The following is a 24996-nucleotide window of genomic DNA, read 5'->3' on the forward strand; positions in this document are numbered from 1 at the left end:
GATGTCCTCATCGAGGCGATGGGCTGGATCCGCCAGTTCCGCGACAAGGTGACGGTGATCAAGCTCGGCGGCAGCGTCATGGAAGACGACGACGCGCTGCGGCACCTGCTGGTCGACATCGTCTTTATGGAAACCGTGGGCATGCGGCCGGTGGTGGTGCACGGCGGCGGGGCCGCGATCAGCCGCGCCATGGCGGCCGCGGGGCTCGAGGCCCGCTTCGTGCAGGGGCGCCGGTACACCGACCCCGCGACGCTCAAGATCGTTGAGAAGGTGCTGGCCGGCGAGATCAACGAGTCGATCGCGGCCCGCATCGAGGAGTTCGGCGGCCGGGCGATGCCGCTGAACTTCGCCGGCGAGACCGACAACAACATCCTGTACGGCGAGCCGATCACGCTCACCGGCGACGACGGCGAGCCGGTGGACCTGGGCGCCGTGGGGCACGTCACCCGCGTCGACCGCGACGTGCTAGACAACCTCTGCTACGCGGGCCAGGTGCCGGTGATCCCGTCGATGTGCGTCGTGGACGACGGCAAGCCTGGCGCGGGCGGCAAGCTGAACGTGAACGCAGACACCGCTGCAATGGCGGTCGCCCAGGCGATGGGCGCCGAGAAACTGGTGTTCCTGAGCGACATCAACGGCGTCCGCCGCGACAAGAACGACCCCGACTCGCTGATCCACTCGCTCGACGGCGCCGAGGCCCGCCGGCTGATCGCCAGCGGCGCGATCGAGGCCGGCATGATCCCCAAGGTCGAGGCCTGCCTCGAGACGCTGGACAAGGGGGTCCGCAAGGTCCACATCATCGACGGCCGGTTGCGTCACTCGCTGCTCTTGGAGATTTACACCAACTGCGGCGTGGGGACGGAGATCGTCAGCGACCCGGTCTGACGGCAGGGAACCGCCAAGACGCCAAGAGCGCCAAGGACGCGCCAAGACGAAAGAAAGTGATCGGATCTGCAAGACAAAAGGTTTGATGGTTTGAGAATTGTCAGGACGGGGAAAGCGTCGCGAAACTCGGTGCTTTCTTCCCATCCTTCGTGGCGCGTCCTTGGCGCTCTTGGCGTCTTGGCGGTTTAACCAATTTCGGATCGAGCTATGACGACCGCCGTACAGTCTTCGATGAGCCCAGCTACCGCCGCGTTGTTCGCCGACTATGTCGTGCCGAACTACACGCGGTACCCGGTGTCGCTGGAGCGGGGCGAGGGTTCCTGGGTGTGGGACGACCAGGGGCAGAAGTACCTCGACTTTTTCCCCGGCTGGGGCTGCAACCTGCTGGGGCACTGCCCGCCGCGCGTGGTCGAAGCCGTGCAGAAGCAGGTCGCCACGCTGATCCACGTCCCCAATACCTGGCACACCGAGGTGCAAGGGCGGTGGGCCAAGCTGCTGAGCGAGCGGGCCTTCCCGGGCGCCAAGGCGTTCTTCTGCAACTCCGGCGCGGAGGCCAACGAGGCGGCCATCAAGCTCATCCGGCTGCACACCCCTGAGTCGCGCTACAAGATCATCACCTTCACAGGCGGCTTCCACGGCCGGACGATGGGCGCCGTTACGGCAACGGCGCAGCCCAAGTACCACGAGGGGATCGGCCCGCTGGTTGCCGGCTTCGAGTACGCCCCGTTCGGCGACCTGGCGGCGGTCGAGGCGCTCATCGACGACCACACGGCCGGCTTCCTGGTAGAGCCCATCCAGGGCGAGGGGGGCGTCCGCCTCGCCCCCGAGGGGTTCTTGCAAGGCCTCCGCGACCTAGCGGACCGGCACGGCCTGGTGCTGGCGTTTGACGAAGTGCAGGCGGGCTGCGGCCGCACGGGGCACTGGTTCGCCTTCCAGCACTTCGGCGTCACGCCCGACGTGATGACCCTGGCCAAGAGCCTGTGCGGCGGCGTGGCCGGCGGCGCGATGCTGGTCAAGTCGGAACTCGCCCCCAGCCTGCGGCCCGGCATGCACGCCGCGACCTTCGGCGGCAACCCTCTGGCCGCGGCAGCCGGGATCGCCACGATCGAGACGATCGAAGAGGTCGGGCTGCTGCAGCGGGCCGGTGAGCTAGAGACGCTGTTCCGCGAGCGGCTCGAACCCCAGGTCGAAGAGCTCCCCATCGCCGCCGAGTTTCGCGCCTGCGGCGTGATGATCGGCCTCGAGCTGCTCACCCCCGGCGCGCCGATCGTGCAGGCCTGCATGGAGCGCGGCCTGCTCATCAACTGCACTCAGAACACCGTGATCCGCCTGCTGCCGCCGCTGACGCTCACCGACGAAGAACTGCACGCCGGCTGCGACATCTTGATCGACGCGCTCCGCAATCACACACCCAGCTAGAAAAACCAACCACGGAGCCACAGAAGAAACAGAGAAGAAGACACCCAGAACTCTCTCGCAGAGGCGCAGAGACGCAGAGAACTGAAAGAATCAGCACCTGTCCTCTGCGTCTCCGCGCCTCTGCGAGAGGTTCTTGTCTTTGCGATGCTCTGTGTTCTCAGTGACTCAGTGGTTAACTAATTCGACGACCGAGAAAGCCATGCGTCACCTGCTCACCGTCGCCGACCTGTCCGCCGGCGATATCGAGGCGGTCTTCGCGATCGCCGAAGACCTGAAGACCAAGTTTGCTCAGGGCCAGCGCGAGGCGCTGCTGCCCGGGCGGGTGATGGCGCTGTTGTTTGAGAAGCAGTCGCTCCGCACCCGGGTGAGCTTCGAGGCGGGCATGACCCACCTGGGGGGCGGGAGCCTGATGCTGGGGGACGACGCCGGCTTCGGCAAACGCGAGAGCATCGCGGACTTTACGCGGGTGCTCAGCGGGATGGTCGACGTGATCGTGGTCCGCGCCAAGAGCCACGCCACAGTAGTCGAGGTCGCACGCCACTCCACGTGCAGCGTCATCAACGGCCTGACCGACACGTCGCACCCCTGCCAGGCGCTGGCCGACCTGCTGACGGTGCGCGAGCGGTTCGGCTCGCTCAAGGGGCTCAAGCTGGCCTGGGTGGGGGACGGCAACAACGTGGCCCGCAGCCTGGCGGCCGCGTGCGGTCGGGCCGGCGTGGAGTTGGCGGTCGCCACGCCCAAGGGGTACGAACTGGATGTTTCTGGCGAGGAGATGAAGGGGGTCAAGTTCACCGCGACGAACGACCCACATGAAGCCGCCGCCGGCGCCCACGCCGTGTACACCGACGTGTGGGCCAGCATGGGCCAGGAAGCCGAGCGTGAGCAGCGTCAGAAAGATTTTGCCGACTTCCAGGTCAACAGCCGGCTGATGGCCAGCGCCGACCCCGAAGCGATCTTCCTCCACTGCCTGCCGGCCCGCCGCGGTGAGGAGGTGACGGACGAAGTGATGGACGCGCCGTACAGCCTTGTGGTGCAGCAGGCCGCCAACCGCATGCACGCCCAGAAAGGGGTGCTGGTGTGGCTGTTGGGGTCGAAGGCGTAGTCGCTGAGATGATCGATGATAGAGGTTCGATGCTAGGGGACGCTGCGCGACGCCACTCCTTTCTCCCCAACATCTATCATTTAACCTCTATCGTCTCCCTCAGAACCCGCTGCCCTTGGTCTTCAGCCGCACGCGGCAGAACAGGTCGTCGCTGGTCATGTAGAGCGTGCGGCCATCGTCGCCAAAGGCGCAGTTGGCGATCAGCCCGCCGGTGCGGATCGTGCCGAGGTGGTCCCCCTCGGGGGTCAGCACCAGCACGCCCCCCGGGCCCGTCACGAACAGGTTGCCCTGCGTGTCGAGCTTGAGGCCGTCCGGCATCCCGGGCCGCGTCTTGGAGAGCTCCAACGCGTCAAACAGCACACGCCGGTTCGAGAGCGAGCCATCGGACCCGACGTCGTAGGCAAAGACGTGCGGCTTCTTGGGGTCCGACTGCGCTACGTACAGCGTCTGCTCGTCTGGAGACAGCGCCACCCCGTTGGGTGCGTTGAGCGATTGATCTTCCACGTTCGACTTGCCGTCGGGCGTCACGCGGTAGACCCCCTGGAAGTCGATTTCTTTGGCCGGGTCGTCCCACTTCCCCACCATGCCGTAGGGGGGGTCGGTGAAGTAGATGGCGCCCGAGGAATGGATAGCCAGGTCGTTGGGGCTGTTGAATCGCTTCCCGTCGTAGTTATTCGTGATGGTCTTGAACTTGGGATCGGCGACCGGGCCGGCGGAGGGGAATGGGGTCAGCAGACGTGCGACGCGTCGGTCGCCGTGTTGGCACAGCACGAGACGGCCCCGAGCGTCGAGGGCCAGCCCGTTCGAGCCGGTCTCGCCGCCGCGTGGGACATCGCCCGTGTAGCCCGAGGGGGTGAGCCAAGTCGTGAGGCCCTCTTCCTGCGTCCACTTGTAAACGGTGTTCCGCGGCACGTCAGAGAACACCACGTAGCCGGGCTCCGTGAGCCACACCGGGCCCTCGCTCCAGTCGAGCCCCTCGGCGAGCACCTCGATGGGCGAGTTCGGGTCGACCAACGCGTCGAGCCGCGGGTCGAGACGCTCGATCTCTCCGGTGGTGCGATCGGCGACGGTGCGCGGCGCGTAGGGGGCGGCGTCTTGGGCGAGGGCGGGCGCGAGCAGCGCAAGCGAGGTGATGACCGCAAGGAGTTTCATCGGAGGTCCTAGAAATGAGGGGCTGGGAAGAGCAAGTTGCAAGCGTGTGAGCCGGGGCGTCCCCGCCCCGGGCGCGGGAGAGCAAACGATCCGATTGGTGACGATGAGTCTTGTACGCCGGGTCCGGGGACGGTCCGGCTCGCACGGGGCGGCGTTACGGCTTCTCGTTTTCACACACACACACGAGCGCGGCGCATCCTGGGCAGCCCTCGCCGTACTTGGCGCGGACCGCGGCGGTGAGGTCGACCCCGGCGACGTTGGCGATCGTCGCCAGCCACGCCAGCACGTCGGCGAACTCTCCCTCCTGCGCCTGGGTGTCGCGTTCGCGGAGCGCGGCGGCCAGCTCTCCGACCTCCTCCATCAGCCACATGAACGTGCCGTCGATGCCCCGCTCGAGGTCCTTCTCGAGGTACATCGCGCGGATCAGGCCTTGGAACTCGGCGAGGGTGATGTCGGTAGAGGGCATTTCAGGGACGATGCAGATTGAGCGTTGAACGATGGATCGGGCGTTGGCAGGATTATGCGGGTTGCCGGAGGCCGTGTCAAAACGGCCGCGCGACTTCGGGGAGGAATCAGAAGCGCTTGCGGGCGGCGATTCGAGTAAACTAGCTAGGGCCCGCACGCACGCCGCGTTCGGCCGCTAGACAAGAGGCCCGCACCGATGCCCGAACGAAGCACCAATTCAACGGCCGCTGCGCTCGACGCCACGATCGAGCGGAGCGCCGAGGTTGTCCGCCGCAGCTACCAAAAGCCGGGCTTCCTCAAGCGGCTGGGGCTGTCGCTGCCGGTGACGGTTGAGGACGTCAAGCAGGCGTACTACGTGAAGGCGCGTGAGGCCCACCCCGACCACAACGGCGATCCGCAGCAGTTCAAGGAGATCCAGCGGGCGTTCGACGAGGCGGTCGAGTTCGCCAAGCGGAACGGCAAGCGGCTTCCCTGGATCGGCGCCCAACTGCCGATCTACGTCGCCCAGCGAGACGTTGTTGACAAGGTGCAGCGTTGGGGGGGACGGGTTGTGGTGGAGCCGCTGGAGTGGCTCGAAGACACGGTCGGGCAGGACTTCGCCTCGCTGGCGGACCGCCTGACAGAGATCGACCTGGCGGGCGCCGACATCGGCGACGCCGAGGTCGGCGAGCTGATCGCGGACCCCGACGGCCTACGCTACCTTGAGGTGCTGGGGCTGGCCAACACGCGCGTCACCAACGCCGGCGCGCTCAAGATCGCCGGCGCCACGAGGCTCAAGCTGCTCGACCTGCGCGGCACGCCGGTCACCATCGGCATGCGGAAGCAGCTCCAGACCCTGCGCGCGATCGAGTCGGTGGCCGGCACCAGCCGGCTGGCCGAGTGGGCGCGGCGCATGTTTGGCTGAGACTTATGAACGACGGCCTCGAAGAGGCACAAAAAGGCACAAGAAAAGGAAATCGGCAAGCGACTGAAGCGTGTGCTTCAATCTAGGTACGACCGCCAGCAAACGTTCAATCACAGCGCAAGGCAAGCTGGATCCTACCGCGCTACGCCTTCTACTTTCTTTGTGCCTTCTCGCGCCTTTTCCTGGCCATCTTCGTCGGTGCCATCTGTGTTATCCGTGGCAAGCCCGTCCGTGGCCAGGCGGCGTTCTCGCAGCGCCAGGAAGCTCGGCACCACGACGCTTCGCACGTAGAACGTGTCGAGCAGCACCCCCAGCGACAGCGAGAACCCGAGTTCGATCATCGCGCGCAGCGAGCCGGCGGTCATGGCGATGAACGTGCCGGCCATGATCACGCCGCAGCTAGTGATGATGCCGCCGGTTTGCACCAGCGCCCGGCGGAGCCCCTCGCGGCCGCCGTGCTTGGCCTGTTCTTCGAAGACGCGGGTGGTGAGGTAGATGTTGTAGTCCTGCCCGACCGCGATGAGGATCACGAACAAGAAGATCGGCGCCTTCCAGTCGAGCCCGCTGTAGCCGGGGCCGTAAAGCCACTCGAAGTAGACCTCGGTCACTCCGATCGTCACCCAGTAGCTCACCAGCACTGTTGCGATCAGGAACAGGCAGACCCACGGTCGGCGGAGGATGAAGAGCAGCACGCAGTAGACCGCCAGCACGGTCGACACCTGGATGCGCAGGCGGTCTGCGTTGGTGACGCGTTCCAGGTCCCGCATCCCCGGCGTCGTGCCGGCCAGCTCGAAGCGGGCGCCGCGCCACGGCGAGTCGTCGTCGTCGGCCAGCTTTTCGAGGGCGTCCTCGATCTGCGGCATGAGGTCGCGGCCCTCCTGGGAGAAGGGGTCCTCGGTCAGCACCACGCTTAGCTGCGTCACGCGTCCGGCGTAGGGGGGAGAGTCGGAAACGAACGCATCGGCCGTGATGGGGCTGCCGGCCAGCGCGCGTGCGGCCCACTGCTCGGGGCTCAGCATCCGCGTCCTGCCCGGCTCGCCCCCGGTGGGGAGGTAGAAGCTGCGCACGTCGGCCACCGCCGGCAGGTCGTACAACGCCTTGTGCAGCCAGGCCACGGTGAAGCGGCTGTCGGCCGTCTTGAGGTCCCCTTCGGGGAGCTCGGCCGTCACGGTCAGCGGCGCCACGGCGCCGGGTCCGAAGAACTCTCGCACGAGCGACGCCCCTTCGACCGACGTGCTCCCCTCGGGGAGCTCCGACAACAGGTCGTGGCTGACGCGCACCGAACTCCCCGCCCAGACGAGCGGCGCCGCGACCAACGCGCTCACGGCGAGGATCGTCGCGGGGCGGCGGAGCACCAGGTCGGCGAGCCAGTTCCAGAACCTCGCCGCGGGGCCGTGACGCACCGACTCTTCGGCCGCGACCCCCAGCGGCCAGAAGACGACGGGGCCGAGCACCCTCAGCAGCGCGGGGGCAAACGTCAGGCAGGCCGCCAACGCGATGGCCAGGCAGAGCCCGACGATGGGCCCGCTGCTGGTGAACTTGCCGTAGCGGGCGAGCACCATGGTCGCCAGCCCGACGATGGTGGTCAGCGCGCTGCCCAGCAGCGCGCTGCTGACCCTCCGCAGGGCGAGCCCCGGCGCCCGGTTGCGCCGCGTGCCGCGGGCGAGCTCCTCGCGGTAGCGGGCGATCAAGAACAAGCAGAAGTCGGTGCCGGCGCCGAACAAGATCACCACGACAAAGATCTTGGTGGTGGTGAACACCTTGAGGCCCGACCACCAGTAGTCGTCCGGGCCGAAGTGCTCCGCCAAGAGCGCCACCGTGTTGTACGACACGCTCAGCGACACCGCGATCGTCGCCAGCGGCACCAGCACCAGCAGCGGCGAGCGGTAGATCAACATCAGGCAGGCCAGCACCAACGCCACGGTGGCGACCTCGGTGTTCTGCAGGCTCTCGATGGTCGCGGCGCGGACGTCGCCGCCGATGAGCGCCGAGCCGGTCATGCCGATCCGCAAACCCGCGGGGGCCTGCGGCCGGAGCGTGTCGATGGCCTCGCGGACGGCGTTCAGGACCCGGATGTTGTCGATGGCCATCAGGTCGTTGGTGGTGCGGGCGACCACCATCTGGGCGCGGTGGTCGGGCGAGCGGAGCATGCCGCCCACAACCGGCGTCTGTTCGTCCCAGACCGGAAACTGGGCGTCGGCCAGCGGCACGCCGGGGAGCGCCGCGAGCGCCTTGGCGACCTCGAGCGCAAAGTTGCGGTCGTCGATCGTCAGCGGCTCTTCGTCCCGGGCCAAGACCACCACGATCTGGCTCTTGGCCCGCTCGTTGGGGAAGGCCTCGCGGAGCAGCTTGGCGCCCTGCTGGCTGGTGACGTCGGCCGGCAGGTAGTCGAGGTCGCCGTCGCGGGCGACCTGGTCCCAGCCGGGGGCGACCAGCTTGAGGCAGACCGCTAGCGCGACCCAACCCAGGATCACGAGCCAGGCCCGATCGTTCGCCAGCCGGCCGAGCAGCGATGCGAGCATAGGGGGCCGTTGAGGGTGCAAAGATCGGTGTTCGCCGGCGAGTAGCGTAGTTGGCGGGGGCGCCGAAGCCAAGACGCTTGCGTAAAAACTACCCTCGGATGCGCAAAGCGAGGAAGGCCGTGGCGTTGCGTGGCGTTTCCAATCGCCGGGGGCGCCGGGGGGCTTATGTTGCTGGCTCGACCGGGGTTGTTGGGTTGTCTGCTGGCCCGAAACCGTACTGGCTGACGTCGATGGAGTAGTGCCGCTCGAAAAACTCGGGCAGGTCTGCCAGCGGGGCGTCGTCGTAGCCGCGGGTCACGCTGAGGGTAGACCCTTGCGGGACGGACCGCATTTCTCCCTCCTCGGCAACGACCGCGCCTCCCTTGATCACTACCCGCGGCAACTGGAACATCACCGCCAGGTTCTCGTGCGGCGTATAGATGGTCACGTCCGCATCGGCGCCAACGCCGAGCTGGCCCTTGTGCGCGAGCCCCAGCATCCGCGCAGGGCCGGCCCGGGTGATGATGGCGATCTCGCCCAGCGTGTACTCGCGCTTCAGGTCGGCCAGCACGGTCCGCTCGCGCACCGCCGGCGGGCAGGTCGCCAGCACGTCGTTGCGGTAGCTGCGGTCCATCAGCAGACGGATTAGCTCTGGGTAGGCGAGGAACGACCCGCCGTTGGGGTGGTCGGTGCTCATCGCTACCTGCCATGGGTTGTCGACCAGCAGGTACCACTCCAGCCCGATCGCCCATTGCAGGGCGTGGATCAGGTTCTTGTTCTTGTACACCAATGGCGACACGCCGCATCCCGCCTCGGCCTCGCAGTCGGAGCTCACCCACTTGGCGCCGGTTACTTTGTGCAGGAAGTACCCCAGCGGGCCGTCGGCCGTCATGCTGGTGGTGGCGCCGAACATCACCTGGCCCACGTCGACCGTGAGCAGCGGGTGGGCGTTCACCCACTCGGCCAGCGGCGCCGTGCGGCTGCGCATGGACCGCTCGTCGGCGTCTGTGCCGCCGTAGCTGTGGAACTGAATATGGGTGAGGTGGGCGCGCAGGCCGTCGAGCCCCTGCATCGTGTCGAGCGTGGTCCGCCAGTTGCCGGGGATGCCGAGCTGGTTGCAATGGATGTGCACCGGGTGGGGCAGGGCGAGGCGGTTCGCGGCCTCGGTCACCTGCCTGAGGATCTGCCGCGGCGTGACGCCGAAGCCCGGCACGGCGTCGTCCAGCCCGTCGACGTTGCCGCTGGGGGCGTGCTTCCACGCCTCGACCCCGCCGGGGTTCACCAGCTTGAGCGCATAGCCGCGCGACCGCCCCAGCAGCCAGGCCAGGAACGCCTCGAGCCGCCGCGGGTCCCCCTGCTCGATCGCCCGCATCACGTAGTGGTTGTTCCCCACCAGCATGTAGCACCCCTTGTCGAGGCACGGCGTGTCGTCTAGTTCGGCGTGCACGTGCCGCGCCAGCAGCGGGGGCGCCGCGGCTTCCATCGCGGTGGTGTACCCCAGGCCGGCGTACTTGTAGCCGGTGGCGAAGGTGCTGGGGACGCTCCCCAGCCTGCCGGACCGCGTGAGCGCCGTCCGCATCACCTGCTCTGCGGACGACCCTTTGTCGTCCGCCCGCAGGATGCGTCCCGCGTTGACCTTCGGCCCCGCGATGTGGCAGTGCATGTCGACCCCGCCCGGCATAACCACAAGCCCCGAGGCGTTGATCGTGCGGGCGGGGCGTTCTGCGGGGTCGCTAGGCGGCGCGACGATCTTGCCGCGTTCGACCCACAGATCGCGGACCTCGCCGTCGACGCCATTGGCCGGATCGTAGAGGGTTCCGCCGGCGATCTTCAGCAGGTCGCGGGGCATGACGCGGAGCGCGGGATGATGCGGAGGGGGTAACGCTTGGAGCCGGAAGCGTCAGCGCCCGGAGGTTAACGCGACAAACCTCCGGGCGCTGACGCCTCCGGCTCCACTGCATTATAGCGGATCGCGACGCTACAGCGTTAGGCGATCGACCTTCCAGACGCCCCCTTCGGCGCCCAACAGCACGCGCGCCTGCGTCCCCGACTTGGGAGACTGGTAGATGTACTCGCGCCGGGGCTGGTCCTGCACGGTCACTTCCTGTGCCGAGTAGAACGCTAATTCCTCTTTCAGCAGCGGCTGCTTGCGGGTGCTGCGAACAAAGCTTTCCCGTCCTTCAAGGCTCTTAAACTCGGCGGTGGTCGTGTCCCACGCCTCGCCCCCCTTGCCGGTGCGGATGCTGGTAAGGAACTGCTCGACCACGGGCCGGCCCTCGTCGACGGACGGGATTGGCGCCGGCCGGGTCCGCAGGTAGACGACCGCGGCCAACGCAACCAGAGCCACGGCCGCGACCGCTAGGACGATGGATTGCCGGGCGCTCGCCGTTCGATCGTTTCGCATGGTGTGTCCGCCGATAGGGTCTGGAGGGACGCTGGGTTGTCAGTTCAGGCCGACGCTCTCGCCGCCGGCGCGGGTGCCGGCCGCACGCCAGGGGGCGAGGTCGATATCATCGGCGACCGCTCTGACCGAGCCGTCGAGCATCGCGGCGTTGACGACGCCGGGGTGGTAGCTGCGTGCGGTGATCGCGGCGTAGGTGGGGACGGTGGTCGATTCGCCGTCGCGCATCGAGGTCACGTCGATGTCGTACTCCACGCCGCCGTTGGTGTAGGGGATGCGTGTGTTTGGGGGGAAGGTGGCGGTGACGCCCGTTTCGTGCACGTCCCCCTCGACCCACTCCGTGTGCCCGTTGAAGTCGAAGGTGCCGCCGAAGTAGGCGGCCAGCGCCGCTGGAGTCGCGGGGGCCGGCTCGCCGACCGTCGAGGGGTTGTTCGTGTCCCACACGTTGGGCTGGTAGGCCTTAACCTCGCAGGCCGCCAGGGTCTTGCTGAGCCCGTCGGAGACCTCGGAAAACTTGAACGGGTGGTTCGGCGCGAAGGCGCCGTCGCCCGCCTTGCCGGTGGCCGGGTCGTACACGAACCAAGTGCCGACGTTCAGCCCGTAGTTGAGCGGGTAGTAGGTGAGCGTGGGGGTGGCCCGGGCGCGGTCGTTCTCCTCGGAGGGGCACATGTACAGGGCGATGCGTGTTTGAGCCACTTCCGGATGCTCGGTGAATGGCACGGCGACGTCAAAATCGACTAGGTCCGCAAGCTGCTGCTCTTCGATGTAGGGGAGGATCCGCACCATGGCGGAGAAGGGCTGGAAGGTCTGCCCGCGGGGGATCTCGGCGAACGGGGGCAAGCGATTCTGGGCGCTCTCGTAGTTCTGCAACGCCAGGCCGACCTGCTTGAGCTGGTTCTGGCACTGGGAACGTCGCGCCGCTTCGCGCGCCGCCTGCACCGCGGGCAGCAGCAGCCCGACCAGGATGCCGATGATGGCGATCACCACCAGCAGTTCTACGAGTGTGAAGGCGCGTTTCGTGAGTACGTTGTGTTGTCTCGACATCAATCAGCCCCCGGACCGGTTCTGTACGATCGCACTTGTGCGTCGCCGTGCGGATTGTAGCCACGCCGCCCGGCCCGCGAAGGCGCATTCTGTGCCGGCGTTGCATTTCTCATCCTGGTCTCATGTTGGCCCGGCTAGACTGAACGCCGCAGGGCGTGTCGCTTCCGCCCCCGGCAGGGGATACGCTGGTAGGACGCGCCGCGCGCCCTTTTAACCTGCGACGGCTGGCTCGGTGGCGATAGACCTGACCCGTGGGGCGTCGGCGTGAACATCCTGGTGGCGGAAGACTACGCACCGATCCGCCGCGCAGTGCAGGCGGCGCTCGCCGAATCGGGGTACACGGTCGATTCCGTCAGCGACGGCGGAGAGGCGAGGTGGGCCGCCTCCACCGGAGAATACGACTGCATCGTGCTCGACTGGATGCTGCCCACGCTGAGCGGGATCGACTTGGTGCGCGCGCTACGGGCGGACGAAGACTCGACGCCGGTGCTGATGCTCACCGCGAGAGACGCGACGGAGGATCGCGTGCAGGGGCTCGACAGCGGCGCCGACGACTACCTGGTCAAGCCGTTCGCGCTCGAAGAGCTGCTGGCCCGTGTGCGGGCGCTCGTCCGCAGGCGTTACGCGTCGGCCTGCCCGCTGGTCAGCGTCGGGGACCTGGATGTTGACACCGTCGGAAAGCGGGTCCACCGCGCCGGAAAGCCGATCGATCTCACGGCGCGCGAGTACGCCTTGCTCCACTACTTGGTCTTGCGAGCCGGAGAGGTCGTCTCTCGCACGGATATCTGGAACCACCTCTACGGCTTGATCGACGACTCGCACAGCAATGTGGTGGATGTCTACATCGGCTACCTGCGGCGCAAGCTGGCCGCGGGAGGGGGATCGCCGATGATCCGCACCATCCGCGGGCAGGGGTACGTGCTGGAGGGGACGCCGTGACCTCCTCGATCCGCGCACGCGTGTTGATCGCCTCGACGCTGGTCATCAGCCTTGTGCTGTTGGTCGCCGGGCTCGCGGTGTACGCGCTGCTCCGCAACGGCCTGTCCCGGCAGTTCGACGTGAGCCTCATGGCCTCGGCCGAGGGGCTGGCGCGGGCGTTCGAGTACGACAGCCGAGGCCTACACTGCGACCGGGAGGGGCTGGAAGGGGCGCCCAGAGCGATCTTCCGCGCCTGGAATACAGCGGGAAGCGTCGTCGCCCAATCGGGCGGAAACCTGACCCTGCCACCGATGTCGGCGATAGATCTCTCCGCGACGCACGACGGGGTCCAAGAGTGTCGGCTTAGCGACGGCTCGTCTGCGCGTGGCGTACGCGTGAACTTTATGCCGCACGTGGACAGCGACTACCCGGGCCCCGAACCTCCCTCCAGGATCATCCTTGTCGCCGCCGTGCCGCTCGCCGAGGTAGAGCAGACGTTGTCGCTCGCCGCACGCCAGCTGGCGCTGGCGCTGCTGGGGGGCGTGCTGCTGGCGCCGCTGGTGCTCTGGCCCGTCACGCGCCTGGTGGTGCGACCGGTTGAAGCCATTGCTTCGCGGATCAGCCGGCTCGATGTGGCGGAGCTCGACGCCCGGCTCGATCCGGCGGGCTGCCCGATCGAGCTGCGGCCCATCGTCCAGCGGCTCAACGAGACGATCGCCCGATTGGAAGACGCGTTCCAGCGAGAACGCGCCGCCACGGCCAACATCGCGCACGAGCTGCGCACGCCGCTCGCCGGGCTGCGGGCGACCATCGAGTTGGCCACGACCAGGCCCCGCGCGACGGACTACTACCAGCAGACGCTCGCCGAGTGTCGGCAGATGACGGCCGAGCTGGAGACGCTGGTCGAGCGGGTGTTGCTGCTGTCGCGCCTCGACGCCGGCCGACTGCCACAGAACCCAGAGCGGATCGACGTGGGGGGGCTGCTTCGGGCGTGTTGGGACGAGGCGGTCCGCCGAGCGCCGCAGCCCCCCTCGGGGGTGCGGTGGGACATAGACGAGGGCCTCACCCTCACCGCCGATCGCGCCTGCGCCCGCCAGGTTCTCCGCAACCTGCTGGCGAACGCGGTCGACCACGGCGCCCCTGACAAGCCGATCGCGATCTCCGCCGCCCGTTCGGCCGCCGGGGTCGAGCTGCGGATCGCCAACACCAGCGCCCGGCCCGTTGGTGGCGACGTGCAGCGGCTCAAACAACGCTTTGTCCAACAAGACGAGAACCGCTCCCGCACGGGCCGCAACGCGGGGCTGGGGCTGTCGATTTGCGACGAGTTGGTGCGGCAGATGGGGGGAGAGCTGTCGCTCTGCGTCGGCGCGGGCGACCGGTTCACCGCCGTGGTTTCGCTGCCCGGCGATCCCGGCGAAAGAGGCAAAGCGGCGGCCGCCGCTTTGGTGTCGTTGCCGATGGCTGTGTCACGGCTTGCGCCGGCCGCCCCGTCGTCCGCACCGTCGCCCGCCAAAACTTGAATGATTCCCCGACCCGATCTAAGATAGCGGGCTCGTGGCGCTCGCCCGCTTGGGCGCGTGTGCTCTTCACCAACTTCGCTGCGGCGCTTCTTGTAGGAAACCCGGATGATTAGCCCCTTTCTCCCTGTGCGTTTGGTCTTGCCCTGCCTGCTGGTCACGAGCGCGGCGTTTGCGGCCGCCGATGCGCCGCGGACGGCCACGCCCAACATCGTGCTGATCATGGCGGACGACCTCGGTTACGGCGACGTTAGCTGCTACGGCGCTACGAAGATCGACACCCCGCACATCGACCGGCTCGCCGAGCAGGGGATGAAGTTCACGGACGCCCACACGGCGGCGTCGGTCTGCTCGCCGTCCCGCTACGGCGTGTTGACCGGTCGTTCGCCGTGGCGGCTGCACCGCAAGGGCAACGGCTACCGACTCGAGCCGGAGCAGATGACCATCGCCTCGCTGCTCAAGCCGCTGGGCTACACCTCAGCCGCCATCGGCAAGTGGCACCTCGGCTACAGCAAAGACTGGAACAAGCCGCCGATCACCGGGCCGCTGGAGCGGGGCTTCGACTATCACTTCGGCGTTCCTCAGAACCACAACGATTCGACCCGCGCGTTCATCGAGAACCACGACCTGGTGGGTCGGAAGCCGGGCGAGCCGTACCGGATCGTGGAGGGGAAGGACTACCCCGAGGGGCTGGCGGAGCCCCGCGTCGAGGACCAGGTCGATACGACGCTCACCAACAAGGCGGTCCGCTTCATCCGCCAGAACGCTTCGGGTCCGTTCTTCCTGTACTTCACGCCCTGCGCGCCGCACACGCACGTCACTCCGTCGGCCGAGTTCCGCGGGACCAGCGAGGCGGGCACGCTAGGGGACTATATCCAAGAACTTGACTCGCACGTGGGCGAGATCGCCGACGTGCTAGACGAGCTCGGGATCGCCGACAACACGCTGTTGATCTTTACCAGCGACAACGGCGGTTCGCCCAAAGACTTCAAGGGGACCAACGGCATGAATCTCAACTTCGCGAGCGAGGCGGGCGACCTCCGCGCGAAGTACCGCACCGCCAAGGCAGACGCGGCCAAGATGGGGCACGCCACCAACGGCCCCTGGCACGACGGCAAGGGCTCGCCGCACGAAGGGGGGCACCGCGTGCCGTTCATCGCCCGCTGGCCGGGGCGGATCGCGACTGATTCTACCAGCGACCGGGTGACCTGCCTGACCGACCTGATCGCCACGGCCGCCGACGTGGTAGGGAGCGAGCTCCCCGACGACGCCGGCCAAGACTCGTTCACCATGCTCCCGACGCTGCTGGGGCATTCGACGGGGGAGCCGGCCCGCGAGGCGATCTTTGTACAGGGCGATACGAACGACGACGCGATCGCCGTCTGCACCGGCAAGTGGAAGATGATCGAGCGCCGGGGCGGCGAGGGAGGCAAGGCGCACGAGCTGTACGACCTCGAAAGCGACCCGGGCGAGACCCGTAACGTGGCGGACAGTCACGCGGACCTCGTGACGCGGCTGGCCGCGGCGCTCGACAACGCACGCGACGAGGGCCGCACCCGGCCAAAGGGCTAGACGTGGCTGGGAGCACGAGAGTTTGACGCAAAGCACGCGGGTTTCTGGCCTCGACTCGTTTCTGCTGCGCTGGTAGCCTCTTGCCCCGGTTCCCACTAGCCAGCAGAGCTGCCATGCGACGCGGACTCTCGGTCCTGCTGTGCCTGGCGCTCCATGCGTGGATAGCCCTAGCCGTACCCGCCCAGTCGCCCAGCGACCTTGAGTTGGAAGGGCTTCCTATCGAGGCCGAGCCGGACGTCGGTGATCTGCGGTTCCAGTTTGAAGGGCTCGACCTCGCGGGCCGCGAAGAAGAAGAGCAGCAGTTTTCGCTGCTGGAGCGGATCGGCGGCGACCTGCGAAACTTCTACGACGCCCCGACGCTCGGCCTGATCGGCGTGGGCGTAGCCGGCCACGCGTTGGTTTCGAACACCAACGCCGATGAGTGGGCCCGCGCCGAGTACCAAGAGCAGATCCGTTCGATCGGCACCGACGAGGTCTCGGAGTTCGTCCATGGGAACAAGTTCTTCGGCGAGGGGACCTACGTGCTGCCGGTGTTCGCCGCGGCCACGCTGGCCGGGTTGCCGTTCGATCGCGACTCCTCTGGCGGGCGGGTGGGCGAGTGGGGCGAGCGATCGCTCCGCGCGGTGCTGGTCGGCGGCCCCCCGATGCTGGGGCTGCAGTACGCGCTCGGATCGTCGCGGCCCGGCGAGTTGGACAGCGCCTCGCATTGGGAGCCGTTCAAGGACACCAACGCGGTGAGCGGTCACGCCTTCATGGGGTCGATCGGCTTCCTGTCGGCGGCGAAGATGACCGACCGCCCTGGGCTCAAGGCGTTGCTCTATGCGGGCTCCACGCTCCCGGCCCTCTCGCGGATCAACGACGACGACCACTACGCGTCGCAGGTGGTCTTGGGGTGGGGGCTGGCCTATCTGGCGGTTTCCGCCGTGGACGACACCTACCGCGAAGAACGCCCCTACCGCCTGCTCCCCGGGCCGGTGGGCGATGGGCTCGGCGTGAACGTGATGTTCGAGTACTGAGCCGATAGGTAGGTCGGGCAGCGGCTGACGTGATCTTCTTGGACGGGTTGGCATCGCGCACTCAGCCCGCGTCAGGCACAGCACGCACTACTCCTTGCTGTCATTGGTGAGCCGCTCCCCCATCGGGTCGGCCATCACGCGGAGCGTGGTGTCCTTGCGCGACTCGCCCCCGGCGCTGAGCATCCGTTGACCAACGTAAACGCCCATCGCGATCACGCCGAGCGTGCCGGCCGCGATCAGCGCGTAGGGCACGGCGGCGCCGACCCGGTGGATCGCTTCGTGCTGCCGCAGCGCGCTGTCGAGGCTCAGGCCCGACATGCCGATCGCCTCGCGCGCCGCGGTGTGCTTGTCTGCGAGGCTCGGCTCGGGCGCCGCGGGTTCGGCCTGGTGCGCGGCCGCGGGCTTCGGCTTCTTCTTTGGCTCGGCGCCCTCGGGGCGGAGCGCGTGCCGGTCTTTGATGAACGCGAGGTGGTCCTCTACCCGGCAGCCCACGCCGCGCCACGCGCCGATCAGCTTCTCGAAGCCGGGCTCGATGCCGATTACTTCATCGAACTTGGTCCCCTCGAACGCGATGGCCAGGGCGCCGTCACGCTTGTTCAGGCCGTAGGCGATGCGGTTGTCGAGCAGCTCGGCATACTTCTGAAGCTGCGCAACCTCGGCGGCCGTGGGTTGACGGTTCGGGGGGAAGACGAGGTAGCGGTAGGGGGCCATAGCAGCCACTATAACGCGATTGCCCCTCGGCTCCAGAAGTGACCGCGCAAGAAAAAGCCGCCGATCGGCGAAGGGGCCGATCGGCGGCGTAAGCGACGCACTAGGGGTTAACCCTATTTCCTGGACGAGCTTTCGTTCTGAGCGCGGCGCACCCGGGTGGCGTCGCCGTTGGCGCTCTCGACCTCAAAGGCGACCAGCACGACTTTGTCGCCCGCCTTAACAGCGGCGCCGTGGACCGTCAGTTGGGTCCCCTTCTTGAGGCTCTTGTCCAACGCGTCGGGGGCGCCCAGGTCTGCGATCACCCGCTTGCCCTGGTCGGTCTTGAGCGTCACGAGCTGGCGGGGCTCGCCACGCAGCGTGGCCTGCTGCATGCTCACGATCTCACCAGAGACGCTGGACTTATCGGCCAGCCGCTCGTTGCTCTCGCGGCCGGCGACCTGCGAGGAATCGTTTCCGAGCTTCAGCGTCCGGACGATCATCACCTGCTTGCCCTGGGGGCTTTGGGTGATCATGCCGGTTGCCGTGACCCGGTCTCCCTTGCGGAGGTCGCGTTGGAACTTCTCGGCGGGGCCGAGGTCGATCAGAAGCTCTCCTCGATCCGAGTCGATCTTGGCGACCTGCCGCTCCGTCCCGCGGACGTCGAGCCGCTTCATGCTCACGACCTCGCCAGAGAGCGTCCGGCCTTGGCGCGATTGGCTCTCCTGCTGGTCGGACTTAGCGGTCTGCGAAGGTTCCTGCGAGGCGTTCTTCGACTTCCGGCTGTTGCGACGGTCGATCGACACTTTTTCGCCGTCGTGCCGCAACGAGTCCGCTAAGAGCATGACCCGGTCGTTCACTTTCGCCGGGGCGCCTTGCACCTCGACTTGGTCGCCGTTCTGCAGGTCGACGTCGAGCGACTCGGCCGGACCCAGATCGACCAACACCTTCTTTTCCTTGCCGGTCTTAACGATCGCGGCCGTGTGCTGCTGGCCGCCCGCCTTGAACTGGCGCGTGTCGACGATCTGACCGCTCATCTTCTGGCGGTTGCGCTCGATCTGCTTCGACTGGCCATCGACAGAGGCCTTCTGGGCCACGAGCACGCGCTTGTCGCCCACTCTGGCCATGGGACCGCTCGCCTTGAGCTGTGTCCCCTTCTCGATGTTCATCGAGCTCAGTTTCTCAGCGGGTCCGAGGTCCACGATGACCACTTCGTTGGCGTCGCCGTCGTCGGGCTTGACCATCGCGACAAGGTGCTTCGAATCCCGCACCGAAGTCTTCTTGGTATTGGCGACCTTGCCGGTCACCTGCCGGGCCTCTGAGGAGCCCGAGGCCGTCTGCTGGGTGCGCGACGACTTTTGGCGATCCGAGTCTTGGGGGTCGCCAAAGGTGAACACCTCTACGTCCTCGTACAGCCCGTCGTTGTCCGTGTCGGCGAACGAGTAGTAGGCGTCGTAGAACCCGTCGCCGTCGAAGTCGTACAACGAGTACGAGAAGTCGTACCTCCCGTCGTCGTTGGTGTCGTCGTAGTAGGCGTAGCCGTCGTCCCAGTAGTCGTAATACCAGTTGTCGGCGGCGTAGCGATCGTCGTAGCCGAACGACTTCGCAGAGCCGTTGGACGCGCGATCGTCGTTGTCGTACGAGTCGTAGCCGTCATACGAGTTGTTGTCATAGACGCTTTCGTCGTAGTAGTCGCCGCTCTTGGTGGCGGTGTCCGTCCGCTTGTAGCCGTCGTCATCGAACCATTCGCTGACGTCGTACCAGGTTTCTTTCTCGTAGTAGGGCGAGTTCTCGACCCACTCTTCTGCCCCGAACGCCGGGGCTGTAAAGACTGCTAGCATCACTCCGGTGATGCAGGCGCTGAACGGGTGATTCATGTCTTGTTCTCCTTAGGAATGGGAGATTGATAGGGGAGCGCAGACGACCGCCGCCCGGCATGCTCCGCCGCGACCAGACGCCGCGGACTGATACGGGCCACTGCCCGTCGTGCCAAGCTTCCGCAGCATTGATGCCAAAGCGGATTTCGGCGGAGGTTTCGCGGCATCGGGCGTGCATCTGGTCGGCGCGCCGCCAACGGCTCGCCGGCCGAGGGGCCAAGTTGGTTGACGCGCCGGCGGCTACCCGGCGCGATGCAAGCGCGCCGCGGAGCGGTTACTCGGTCCCCTCCGGCGCCTCGGCCGCCCGCTGGATGCCGCGCAGCATGCCCCCGAAGACGACGTGGTGCAGCGGCAGCACCGAGTACCAGTAGGCGAGCCCCGACAGGCCGCGGGGGCGGAAGCGGGCCGTCATGGTGAGGTTGGTCGCTTCTGCGCTCTCGGGATCCTGGGTTTGGGAGTCCTCGGTCTGGGGGTCGCCGCCGGCGGGCGTGCCGCCGGTGGGGGCGAGATCGAAATCAAGCCGCGCCACTCCCGGCAGCTTCATCTCGGCCAGCAGCCGGAGGGAGCGGTCGCGCTCCAGCCCGACCACGCGCCAAAAATCGAGCGCCTCGCCGAACTCGACCTCGTTGGGGTCGCGTCGGCCGCGTCGCAGGCCGGGGCCGCCCACCATCAGGTCCATCCAGCCGCGGATCCGCCAGAGCACATCGGCGGAGTACCAGCCGTGGCCACCCCCAACGCGGCACACGGCGCGGAAGACCCGGGCGGGTGTGGCCTGGATGGTGATCGAGCGGATGTCTTCGAACACCTTGCCGCCGGCCCAATCGGGGTCGCCGGGGATAGGCCCGGCGGCGGACCAGCGGGTGGGGACCTCGCCGGCGCGGGTCCGCTTGACCGCACGATGGATGGACTCTTGCACCCCCAGTGGCGTGTGGGGCATGAGCTCCGCGGCGCGGTGGTCGTTCACGACCACTCGGTTGCGGAGCCCTTCGGCCAGCGGCCTGGCGATGCGGTGGCTGACGGGCGTCACCAGTCCGATCCAGTGGGAACTGAGCTTGGGCGTGAGCACCGGCACCGGCACCACCCAGCGTTCCGGGAGGCCAAGCTCGCTGGCCATGATCTTCATGAGCTGATCGTAGCGCATCACGTCGGCGCCCCCGATCTCGAGCGTCTGGCCGACCGTCTCTGGCGTCCGCAGGCACTGCGCCAGCCAGTACAGCACGTCGTCGATGGCGATCGGCTGGCTCTGTGTGCGCACCCAGGAAGGGGTGACCATCACCGGCAGTCGTTCCACCAGGTAGCGGAGGATCTCGAACGACGCCGATCCCGAGCCGATGATCATCGCCGCGCGCAGCGTCGTGAGCGGGACGCCGGTCGAGGCGAGCGCGTCTTCTACCTCGCGTCTGGAACGCAGGTGCTCGCTCAGGCCGGCCCCCATCTCTCCGAGCCCGCCGAGGTAGATCGTCCGCGGCAGGCGGGCCTCGGCCGCGGCGCGGGCGAACTTCTCAGCAAGCTTGCGGTCGTGACCGGCGTAGTCCTCCCCCGAGGAGATCATCGAGTGGATCAAGTAGTAAGCCGCGGAGCACCCACGCAGGTGATCGACTAGCAGAGACTTGTCGGACAGGTCGTCCTTGACCACCTCAACCCCGGGCTGGTTCCGCCACGGCCGAAGCTGGAGCTTGCGGGGTTCGCGGACCAGACAACGCACGCAGAGACCGCGCTGAAGCAGTTCCGGCACGAGACGCCCCCCGACGTAGCCGGTGGCGCCCGTAACGATCACCGGCGCTGGCGGACTAGCGGAGGGACCCATGATTTAGCCGCTCTGGGTTCGAGTGGGAAATCGGATGATGCGCGATCGGTCGGACCGCTTCACAGCGGGATGGCGGGCAGCCACCCCAGCTTAGCGTAGAGGCGTAGGCCGCAATCCGCGACAATCCGATCCAAGGCCCCACGATGCGCCGCGACGTCACGGCGGACACGAATCCCAGCCAAGACCCCTGGCAGGACAACGATCGCCCTGCCTCGATAGAATTCAAGTAGCACCGGCACGCCGTGGGCAAACCCCGCCATGCGACCGGTGATCAGGAGTTTGGGGCTGAGCCCTTCATCTCGGTAGAGATCCGCAGCTTTCCAGACAGCACCCACGCGGCGTGCTTGGCGTCCGTCCCGACTCCGCTGGGGATTTTGATCTGCATTTGGTCAAATTCATAGTGAATCACGGCGCCCCGACCGGTGAGGCGGTCGAAAAGCCCTACCGCGAGTTCTGGCCAATCGTTTGTCTGCTGATCTGCCATGGTTTTCCCCTTTTTTGGAAAGAAAAGAAATGAGAGCAACTCGGCGAGCCGCTCCGCCTGCGGGCCTTTGACGTCCGGTCTCCTGATGCGTCTGATCAGAGTGTAGCGGCATGTAGTAGGATGACGACCAAAGGCGCAACACGTTTCTGGCCGCGCCTCAGGAAGCTATGAACCTGACTACACCTTGGAGCGCCTCGTCGATGAGTCACCATCGAATCAACCGGATGATTGAACAGAGCGAAATGGTCCGGCGAGTGCTCAAGGGCTACCTCACCGACCTGACGCCCGACCAGTGGTTCTGGACCCCCGGCGAGGGGCTGACGCACGTCGCGTGGCAGATCGGGCACCTCGCCGCCAGCGAGTACGCGTTGCTGATGAAGCGCGTCCGCGGCGCTGAAAAGGCCGACCAAGATTTCATGCCCGACGCGTTCTTTGCTCAGTACGGGCGGGGGTCGACACCCGACCCCGATCCGTCCGCCAACTGGCCCGTTGACGACATCCTGCTTGTGTTCGACGACGTTCACGACCGCTGCATGGCCGCCGCCGCGGACTACGACGAGGCCGAGCTCGTCGAGCCGCTCGAACAGCCCCACCCGGTGTTCAAGACCAAGCTGGCCGCCATCGAGTACCAACCGATCCACGAGGCGATGCACATCGGCCAGGTGGTGCTGCTGAGGCGGCTGATGGGCAAAGCGGCTAGCTGGTGAGCCGGGGCGGTGTGATCCGGTCCAACAGTTCCGTAAGCACTTCGGCTGCGGTTGGCAGTTGGTCATCGCGAAACGGCCGGAGTTCGAGCGGCACGCCGTCTACGCGCAGCACCGTGCCGCCGCAGGCTGCGCCCGGCTCGGCGATAGCGATCGCGACGCGAGCGGCGCGTAGCGTCGCGGAGTCTTCGTAGCCCAGCGCTACGTAGGGTGCGGCCCTTAGGGCCTCGGCTGCTTGTGGCGTGGTGTGGGCCAGCAGGTCGTCTCCTGCCACCAGCGCCGCGTCGACTCTCCCGCCTGTCAGCAGCGCCGCGGTGTTGTACTGCTGGGGGGCGTAGCGCGGCGCGCCCGACGCAAAGCTAACCGCCGCCGGGTAGCCGGTCTGCCAGGCGAGCACGCTCTCGGCGCCGTGGGGGTTGCCCTGCGCGCCCAACGGCAGCGCGACGCAGCGTGTGTGGGCGTGCAGCTCCTGGCACAGGGCCGCCAGCGCGCCCAGCCCAGCGTGGCCGGCGCCGGCCAGCGTGTGACTGTAGAAAACGGCGACGTAGCCGGAGGAAGTCAGGGCCGATGCAAGCTGTCGCAGCGGCGCGGAGGCCTCGATAGCCTCGCCGCGGATCAGCATCCGCAGCGCGGCCAGCGTGGCGAGATGATCGCCCCCCAGCAGCGCCGCGCGCTCATCGGCGAAGTCGGCCCCGGGGTCGTCACTCACGCACCAAACGCGGCGTGGCGAGGCGCCGTCGTCGGGGGGGCGTACGAAGCGCGACAGGTGACGCGGGTGGCTTTCTCGCGGATCGCACCCCCAGTACACCACCAGGTCGGCACGCCGGCGGACCTCGCCCAGCGTGGCGGTCGACGCCCCCTGCTGCTGAAACGCGGCGTGGTGGGCCAAGGCCTCGGGCCCAGATGTCCAGTCGGCCAGCGCTCCCAGGCGGTCCGCGAGGGCGACCGCGGCGCGTTGTCCCTCCAGCGTCTGGCCGGCCCAGCCGCACACCAGCGGCGACGAGGCCGATGCAAGAAGCTCGGCGGCCGCGGTCAGGGCCTGCTCCAGCGACGCGGGCTTGCCCCCCACCCGGCTGGGGGGAAAAGCGGGCCGTTCGCGGCCGAGCCACTCCCGGCCCAGCTCGCAGGAAATGGCCGACGCGGGCCATTGGTTGCCAGAAAACCGCGCCGCTGGGGGGATGTCGTCGCACAAGCAGCCGCAGCCGAGACAGACGATCGGCAAACCTGGAACCGGGTTCATGCTGCGGCGTCTGGCGGGTCGATCCGTGCTAGGAGAGGGCCGTGTCCGGTAGCGTACGCTCCGCCGGGCCCCCCGCCAACGGGCGAAAATCGGCAGCAATCCGCGGCATTTCGGCGCAGTGGACTATATGGGCTGGCCTGATCGGGTAAGATAGGCGGTCGTGTAAGCAATGAAGTCGGCGGATGAGATAGCGAGGTAGCCATGAGCCAAACCACTACGCTGCGGCCCGAAGTGTCGCCTGAGGTTGCGCCCGAGGAGGCACTCGACGCGCCGCTCAATTCGACGCATGTCGATACAAAACGTCTGGACCTGCCCGAGGGGGTCGACACCAGCATCGTGCAGTGGGGCTACGCGATCTCGTTCGTCGTGATCCACGCCGCGGCCTGTTTGATCTTCGTGCCGTGGCTGTTCTCCTGGGTCGGCGTCATCACGTTTTTGGTCGGCATGCACGTTTACGGGCAGCTTGGCGTCCCCATCTGCTACCACCGGCTGCTGACGCACAAGAGCTTCAAGTCGCCGAAGTGGTTCGAGCGTTCGCTCGCCACGCTGGCGTTGTTCAGCGCGCAAGAAACGCCCGCGCGGTGGGTGGCTTGGCATCGGATGCACCACCAGCACTCCGACCACCAGCCCGACCCGCACAGCCCGCTGGTGACCTTCTTCTGGGCGCACGCCGGCTGGCTGTGTGTGCGGAACAAGACCACGCACAACTTCCTGAACTACGAGAAGTACGCACGCGACATCTTGCAGGACCCCTATTACATGTGGGTCGAGAAGCTGCCGATGCCGATGCTGCTGTTCTTCACGGGTCACGCGGCCATCTACTTCGCCGTGGCGTGGGCAATCTCGGCCTGCTTCTACGGGCCGGCCAGCATGGAAGCCCTGCGGATCGCGCTGAGCGTGCTGGTGTGGGGCGTGTTCGCCCGTGTGGTGCTGGTGTGGCACTTCACTTGGAGCGTGAACTCGCTCTCGCACCTGTGGGGCTACCGCAACCACGAGACCACCGACGACAGCCGCAACAACTGGTTCGTGGCGATCGTCACCGGCGGCGAGGGTTGGCACAACAACCACCACGCCGACCAGTCGTCCGCCAGCGTGCAGCACCGTTGGTGGGAGATCGACACCAACTACTACATCATCCGGCTGTTCGAGAAGGTCGGCCTGGCGTGGGACATCGTGCCGCCGCTGCACGTCCGGCGGGCCGAGCAAGCCCGCACGAAATAGCCGGGCGACGTAAGCCCCAATGGCCAAGCCTAAACGACCAATACGCGCAGGGCGGTAACCCTGCGCGTATTGGTCATTTA

The 24996-nt window shown here is 67.2% G+C and carries 20 protein-coding genes; 10 read left to right on the top strand and 10 right to left on the bottom strand.

Features of this window, described 5'->3' with window-relative positions; translation table 11 throughout:
- Positions 1 to 18: 18 nt before the first annotated feature.
- The 3 genes from argB to argF all read left to right on the top strand — a co-directional run bounded on the left by argB (position 19) and on the right by argF (position 3406).
- Complete coding sequence (gene argB / locus Pla175_RS05385) at positions 19 to 885, top strand: acetylglutamate kinase (RefSeq protein ID WP_391527863.1); 867 nt, start codon at positions 19 to 21, stop codon at positions 883 to 885.
- Between the two features lie 231 nt (positions 886 to 1116).
- On the top strand, positions 1117 to 2304 hold the full coding sequence (locus tag Pla175_RS05390; RefSeq protein WP_231954201.1) for an aspartate aminotransferase family protein: 1188 nt from the start codon (positions 1117 to 1119) through the stop codon (positions 2302 to 2304).
- Positions 2305 to 2503: 199 nt separating this feature from the next.
- Positions 2504 to 3406 carry an ornithine carbamoyltransferase gene (argF, locus tag Pla175_RS05395; RefSeq protein ID WP_145281860.1) on the top strand — a complete coding sequence of 301 codons (903 nt, stop codon included), beginning with the start codon at positions 2504 to 2506 and terminating at the stop codon, positions 3404 to 3406.
- A gap of 99 nt (positions 3407 to 3505) precedes the next feature.
- Here the strand turns inward: argF and Pla175_RS05400 are convergent, their stop codons facing one another.
- A complete protein-coding gene (locus Pla175_RS05400; RefSeq protein ID WP_145281862.1) occupies positions 3506 to 4558 on the bottom strand; it encodes an SMP-30/gluconolactonase/LRE family protein in 1053 nt (350 codons plus the stop codon).
- A 154-nt stretch (positions 4559 to 4712) separates the two neighbouring features.
- Positions 4713 to 5024, bottom strand: a complete 312-nt coding sequence (locus Pla175_RS05405) for a MazG nucleotide pyrophosphohydrolase domain-containing protein (RefSeq protein WP_145281864.1) — start codon at positions 5022 to 5024, stop codon at positions 4713 to 4715.
- Positions 5025 to 5219: 195 nt separating this feature from the next.
- Here Pla175_RS05405 and Pla175_RS05410 point away from each other — a divergent pair, with 195 nt between their 5' ends.
- The gene (locus tag Pla175_RS05410; RefSeq protein WP_145281866.1) at positions 5220 to 5927 is read left to right on the top strand and encodes a DnaJ domain-containing protein; all 708 of its coding nucleotides are present in this window, start codon (positions 5220 to 5222) and stop codon (positions 5925 to 5927) included.
- Between the two features lie 134 nt (positions 5928 to 6061).
- Here the strand turns inward: Pla175_RS05410 and Pla175_RS05415 are convergent, their stop codons facing one another.
- The 4 genes from Pla175_RS05415 to Pla175_RS05430 all read right to left on the bottom strand — a co-directional run bounded on the left by Pla175_RS05415 (position 6062) and on the right by Pla175_RS05430 (position 11873).
- The gene (locus tag Pla175_RS05415) at positions 6062 to 8449 is read right to left on the bottom strand and encodes an MMPL family transporter (RefSeq protein ID WP_145281868.1); all 2388 of its coding nucleotides are present in this window, start codon (positions 8447 to 8449) and stop codon (positions 6062 to 6064) included.
- Between the two features lie 163 nt (positions 8450 to 8612).
- A complete protein-coding gene (locus tag Pla175_RS05420) occupies positions 8613 to 10277 on the bottom strand; it encodes a formylmethanofuran dehydrogenase subunit A (protein ID WP_145281870.1) in 1665 nt (554 codons plus the stop codon).
- A 129-nt stretch (positions 10278 to 10406) separates the two neighbouring features.
- A complete protein-coding gene (locus Pla175_RS05425) occupies positions 10407 to 10832 on the bottom strand; it encodes a hypothetical protein (RefSeq protein ID WP_145281872.1) in 426 nt (141 codons plus the stop codon).
- 39 nt (positions 10833 to 10871) lie between these two features.
- Complete coding sequence (locus tag Pla175_RS05430; RefSeq protein WP_145281874.1) at positions 10872 to 11873, bottom strand: DUF1559 domain-containing protein; 1002 nt, start codon at positions 11871 to 11873, stop codon at positions 10872 to 10874.
- 264 nt (positions 11874 to 12137) lie between these two features.
- Between Pla175_RS05430 and Pla175_RS05435 the strand changes: the two genes are divergently transcribed.
- From Pla175_RS05435 to Pla175_RS05450, 4 genes are all read left to right on the top strand, one after another.
- Positions 12138 to 12812: a response regulator transcription factor gene (locus Pla175_RS05435; RefSeq protein ID WP_145281876.1), complete on the top strand. Its 675-nt coding sequence runs from the start codon at positions 12138 to 12140 to the stop codon at positions 12810 to 12812.
- Positions 12809 to 14311 (top strand): sensor histidine kinase, encoded by a 1503-nt coding sequence (locus tag Pla175_RS05440; RefSeq protein ID WP_145281878.1) that lies wholly within the window; start codon positions 12809 to 12811, stop codon positions 14309 to 14311. The genes Pla175_RS05435 and Pla175_RS05440 overlap by 4 nt, the downstream gene beginning before the upstream one ends.
- A 105-nt stretch (positions 14312 to 14416) precedes the next feature.
- Complete coding sequence (locus Pla175_RS05445) at positions 14417 to 15880, top strand: sulfatase family protein (RefSeq protein WP_145281880.1); 1464 nt, start codon at positions 14417 to 14419, stop codon at positions 15878 to 15880.
- A gap of 113 nt (positions 15881 to 15993) precedes the next feature.
- Complete coding sequence (locus Pla175_RS05450) at positions 15994 to 16896, top strand: phosphatase PAP2 family protein (RefSeq protein WP_145281882.1); 903 nt, start codon at positions 15994 to 15996, stop codon at positions 16894 to 16896.
- A gap of 87 nt (positions 16897 to 16983) precedes the next feature.
- Here Pla175_RS05450 and Pla175_RS05455 read toward each other — a convergent pair whose 3' ends face one another.
- The 3 genes from Pla175_RS05455 to Pla175_RS05465 form a co-directional block, all read right to left on the bottom strand.
- Positions 16984 to 17607: a hypothetical protein gene (locus Pla175_RS05455; RefSeq protein WP_145281884.1), complete on the bottom strand. Its 624-nt coding sequence runs from the start codon at positions 17605 to 17607 to the stop codon at positions 16984 to 16986.
- Between the two features lie 113 nt (positions 17608 to 17720).
- On the bottom strand, positions 17721 to 19460 hold the full coding sequence (locus Pla175_RS05460; protein WP_145281886.1) for a hypothetical protein: 1740 nt from the start codon (positions 19458 to 19460) through the stop codon (positions 17721 to 17723).
- 274 nt (positions 19461 to 19734) lie between these two features.
- Positions 19735 to 21267 (bottom strand): SDR family oxidoreductase, encoded by a 1533-nt coding sequence (locus tag Pla175_RS05465; RefSeq protein WP_145281888.1) that lies wholly within the window; start codon positions 21265 to 21267, stop codon positions 19735 to 19737.
- A 684-nt stretch (positions 21268 to 21951) separates the two neighbouring features.
- Between Pla175_RS05465 and Pla175_RS05475 the strand changes: the two genes are divergently transcribed.
- Positions 21952 to 22458 carry a DinB family protein gene (locus Pla175_RS05475; RefSeq protein ID WP_197527282.1) on the top strand — a complete coding sequence of 169 codons (507 nt, stop codon included), beginning with the start codon at positions 21952 to 21954 and terminating at the stop codon, positions 22456 to 22458.
- On the opposite strand, the gene Pla175_RS05480 is transcribed toward Pla175_RS05475, so the two are convergent.
- Positions 22448 to 23695: a hypothetical protein gene (locus Pla175_RS05480; protein WP_145281894.1), complete on the bottom strand. Its 1248-nt coding sequence runs from the start codon at positions 23693 to 23695 to the stop codon at positions 22448 to 22450. The genes Pla175_RS05475 and Pla175_RS05480 overlap by 11 nt on opposite strands.
- Positions 23696 to 23896: 201 nt before the next feature.
- On the opposite strand from Pla175_RS05480, the gene Pla175_RS05485 reads away from it, so the two are divergent.
- Positions 23897 to 24916: an acyl-CoA desaturase gene (locus Pla175_RS05485; protein ID WP_145281896.1), complete on the top strand. Its 1020-nt coding sequence runs from the start codon at positions 23897 to 23899 to the stop codon at positions 24914 to 24916.
- Positions 24917 to 24996: the final 80 nt, after the last annotated feature.

Source organism: Pirellulimonas nuda, from assembly GCF_007750855.1.
GTDB classification, from domain to species: Bacteria; Planctomycetota; Planctomycetia; order Pirellulales; family Lacipirellulaceae; genus Pirellulimonas; species Pirellulimonas nuda.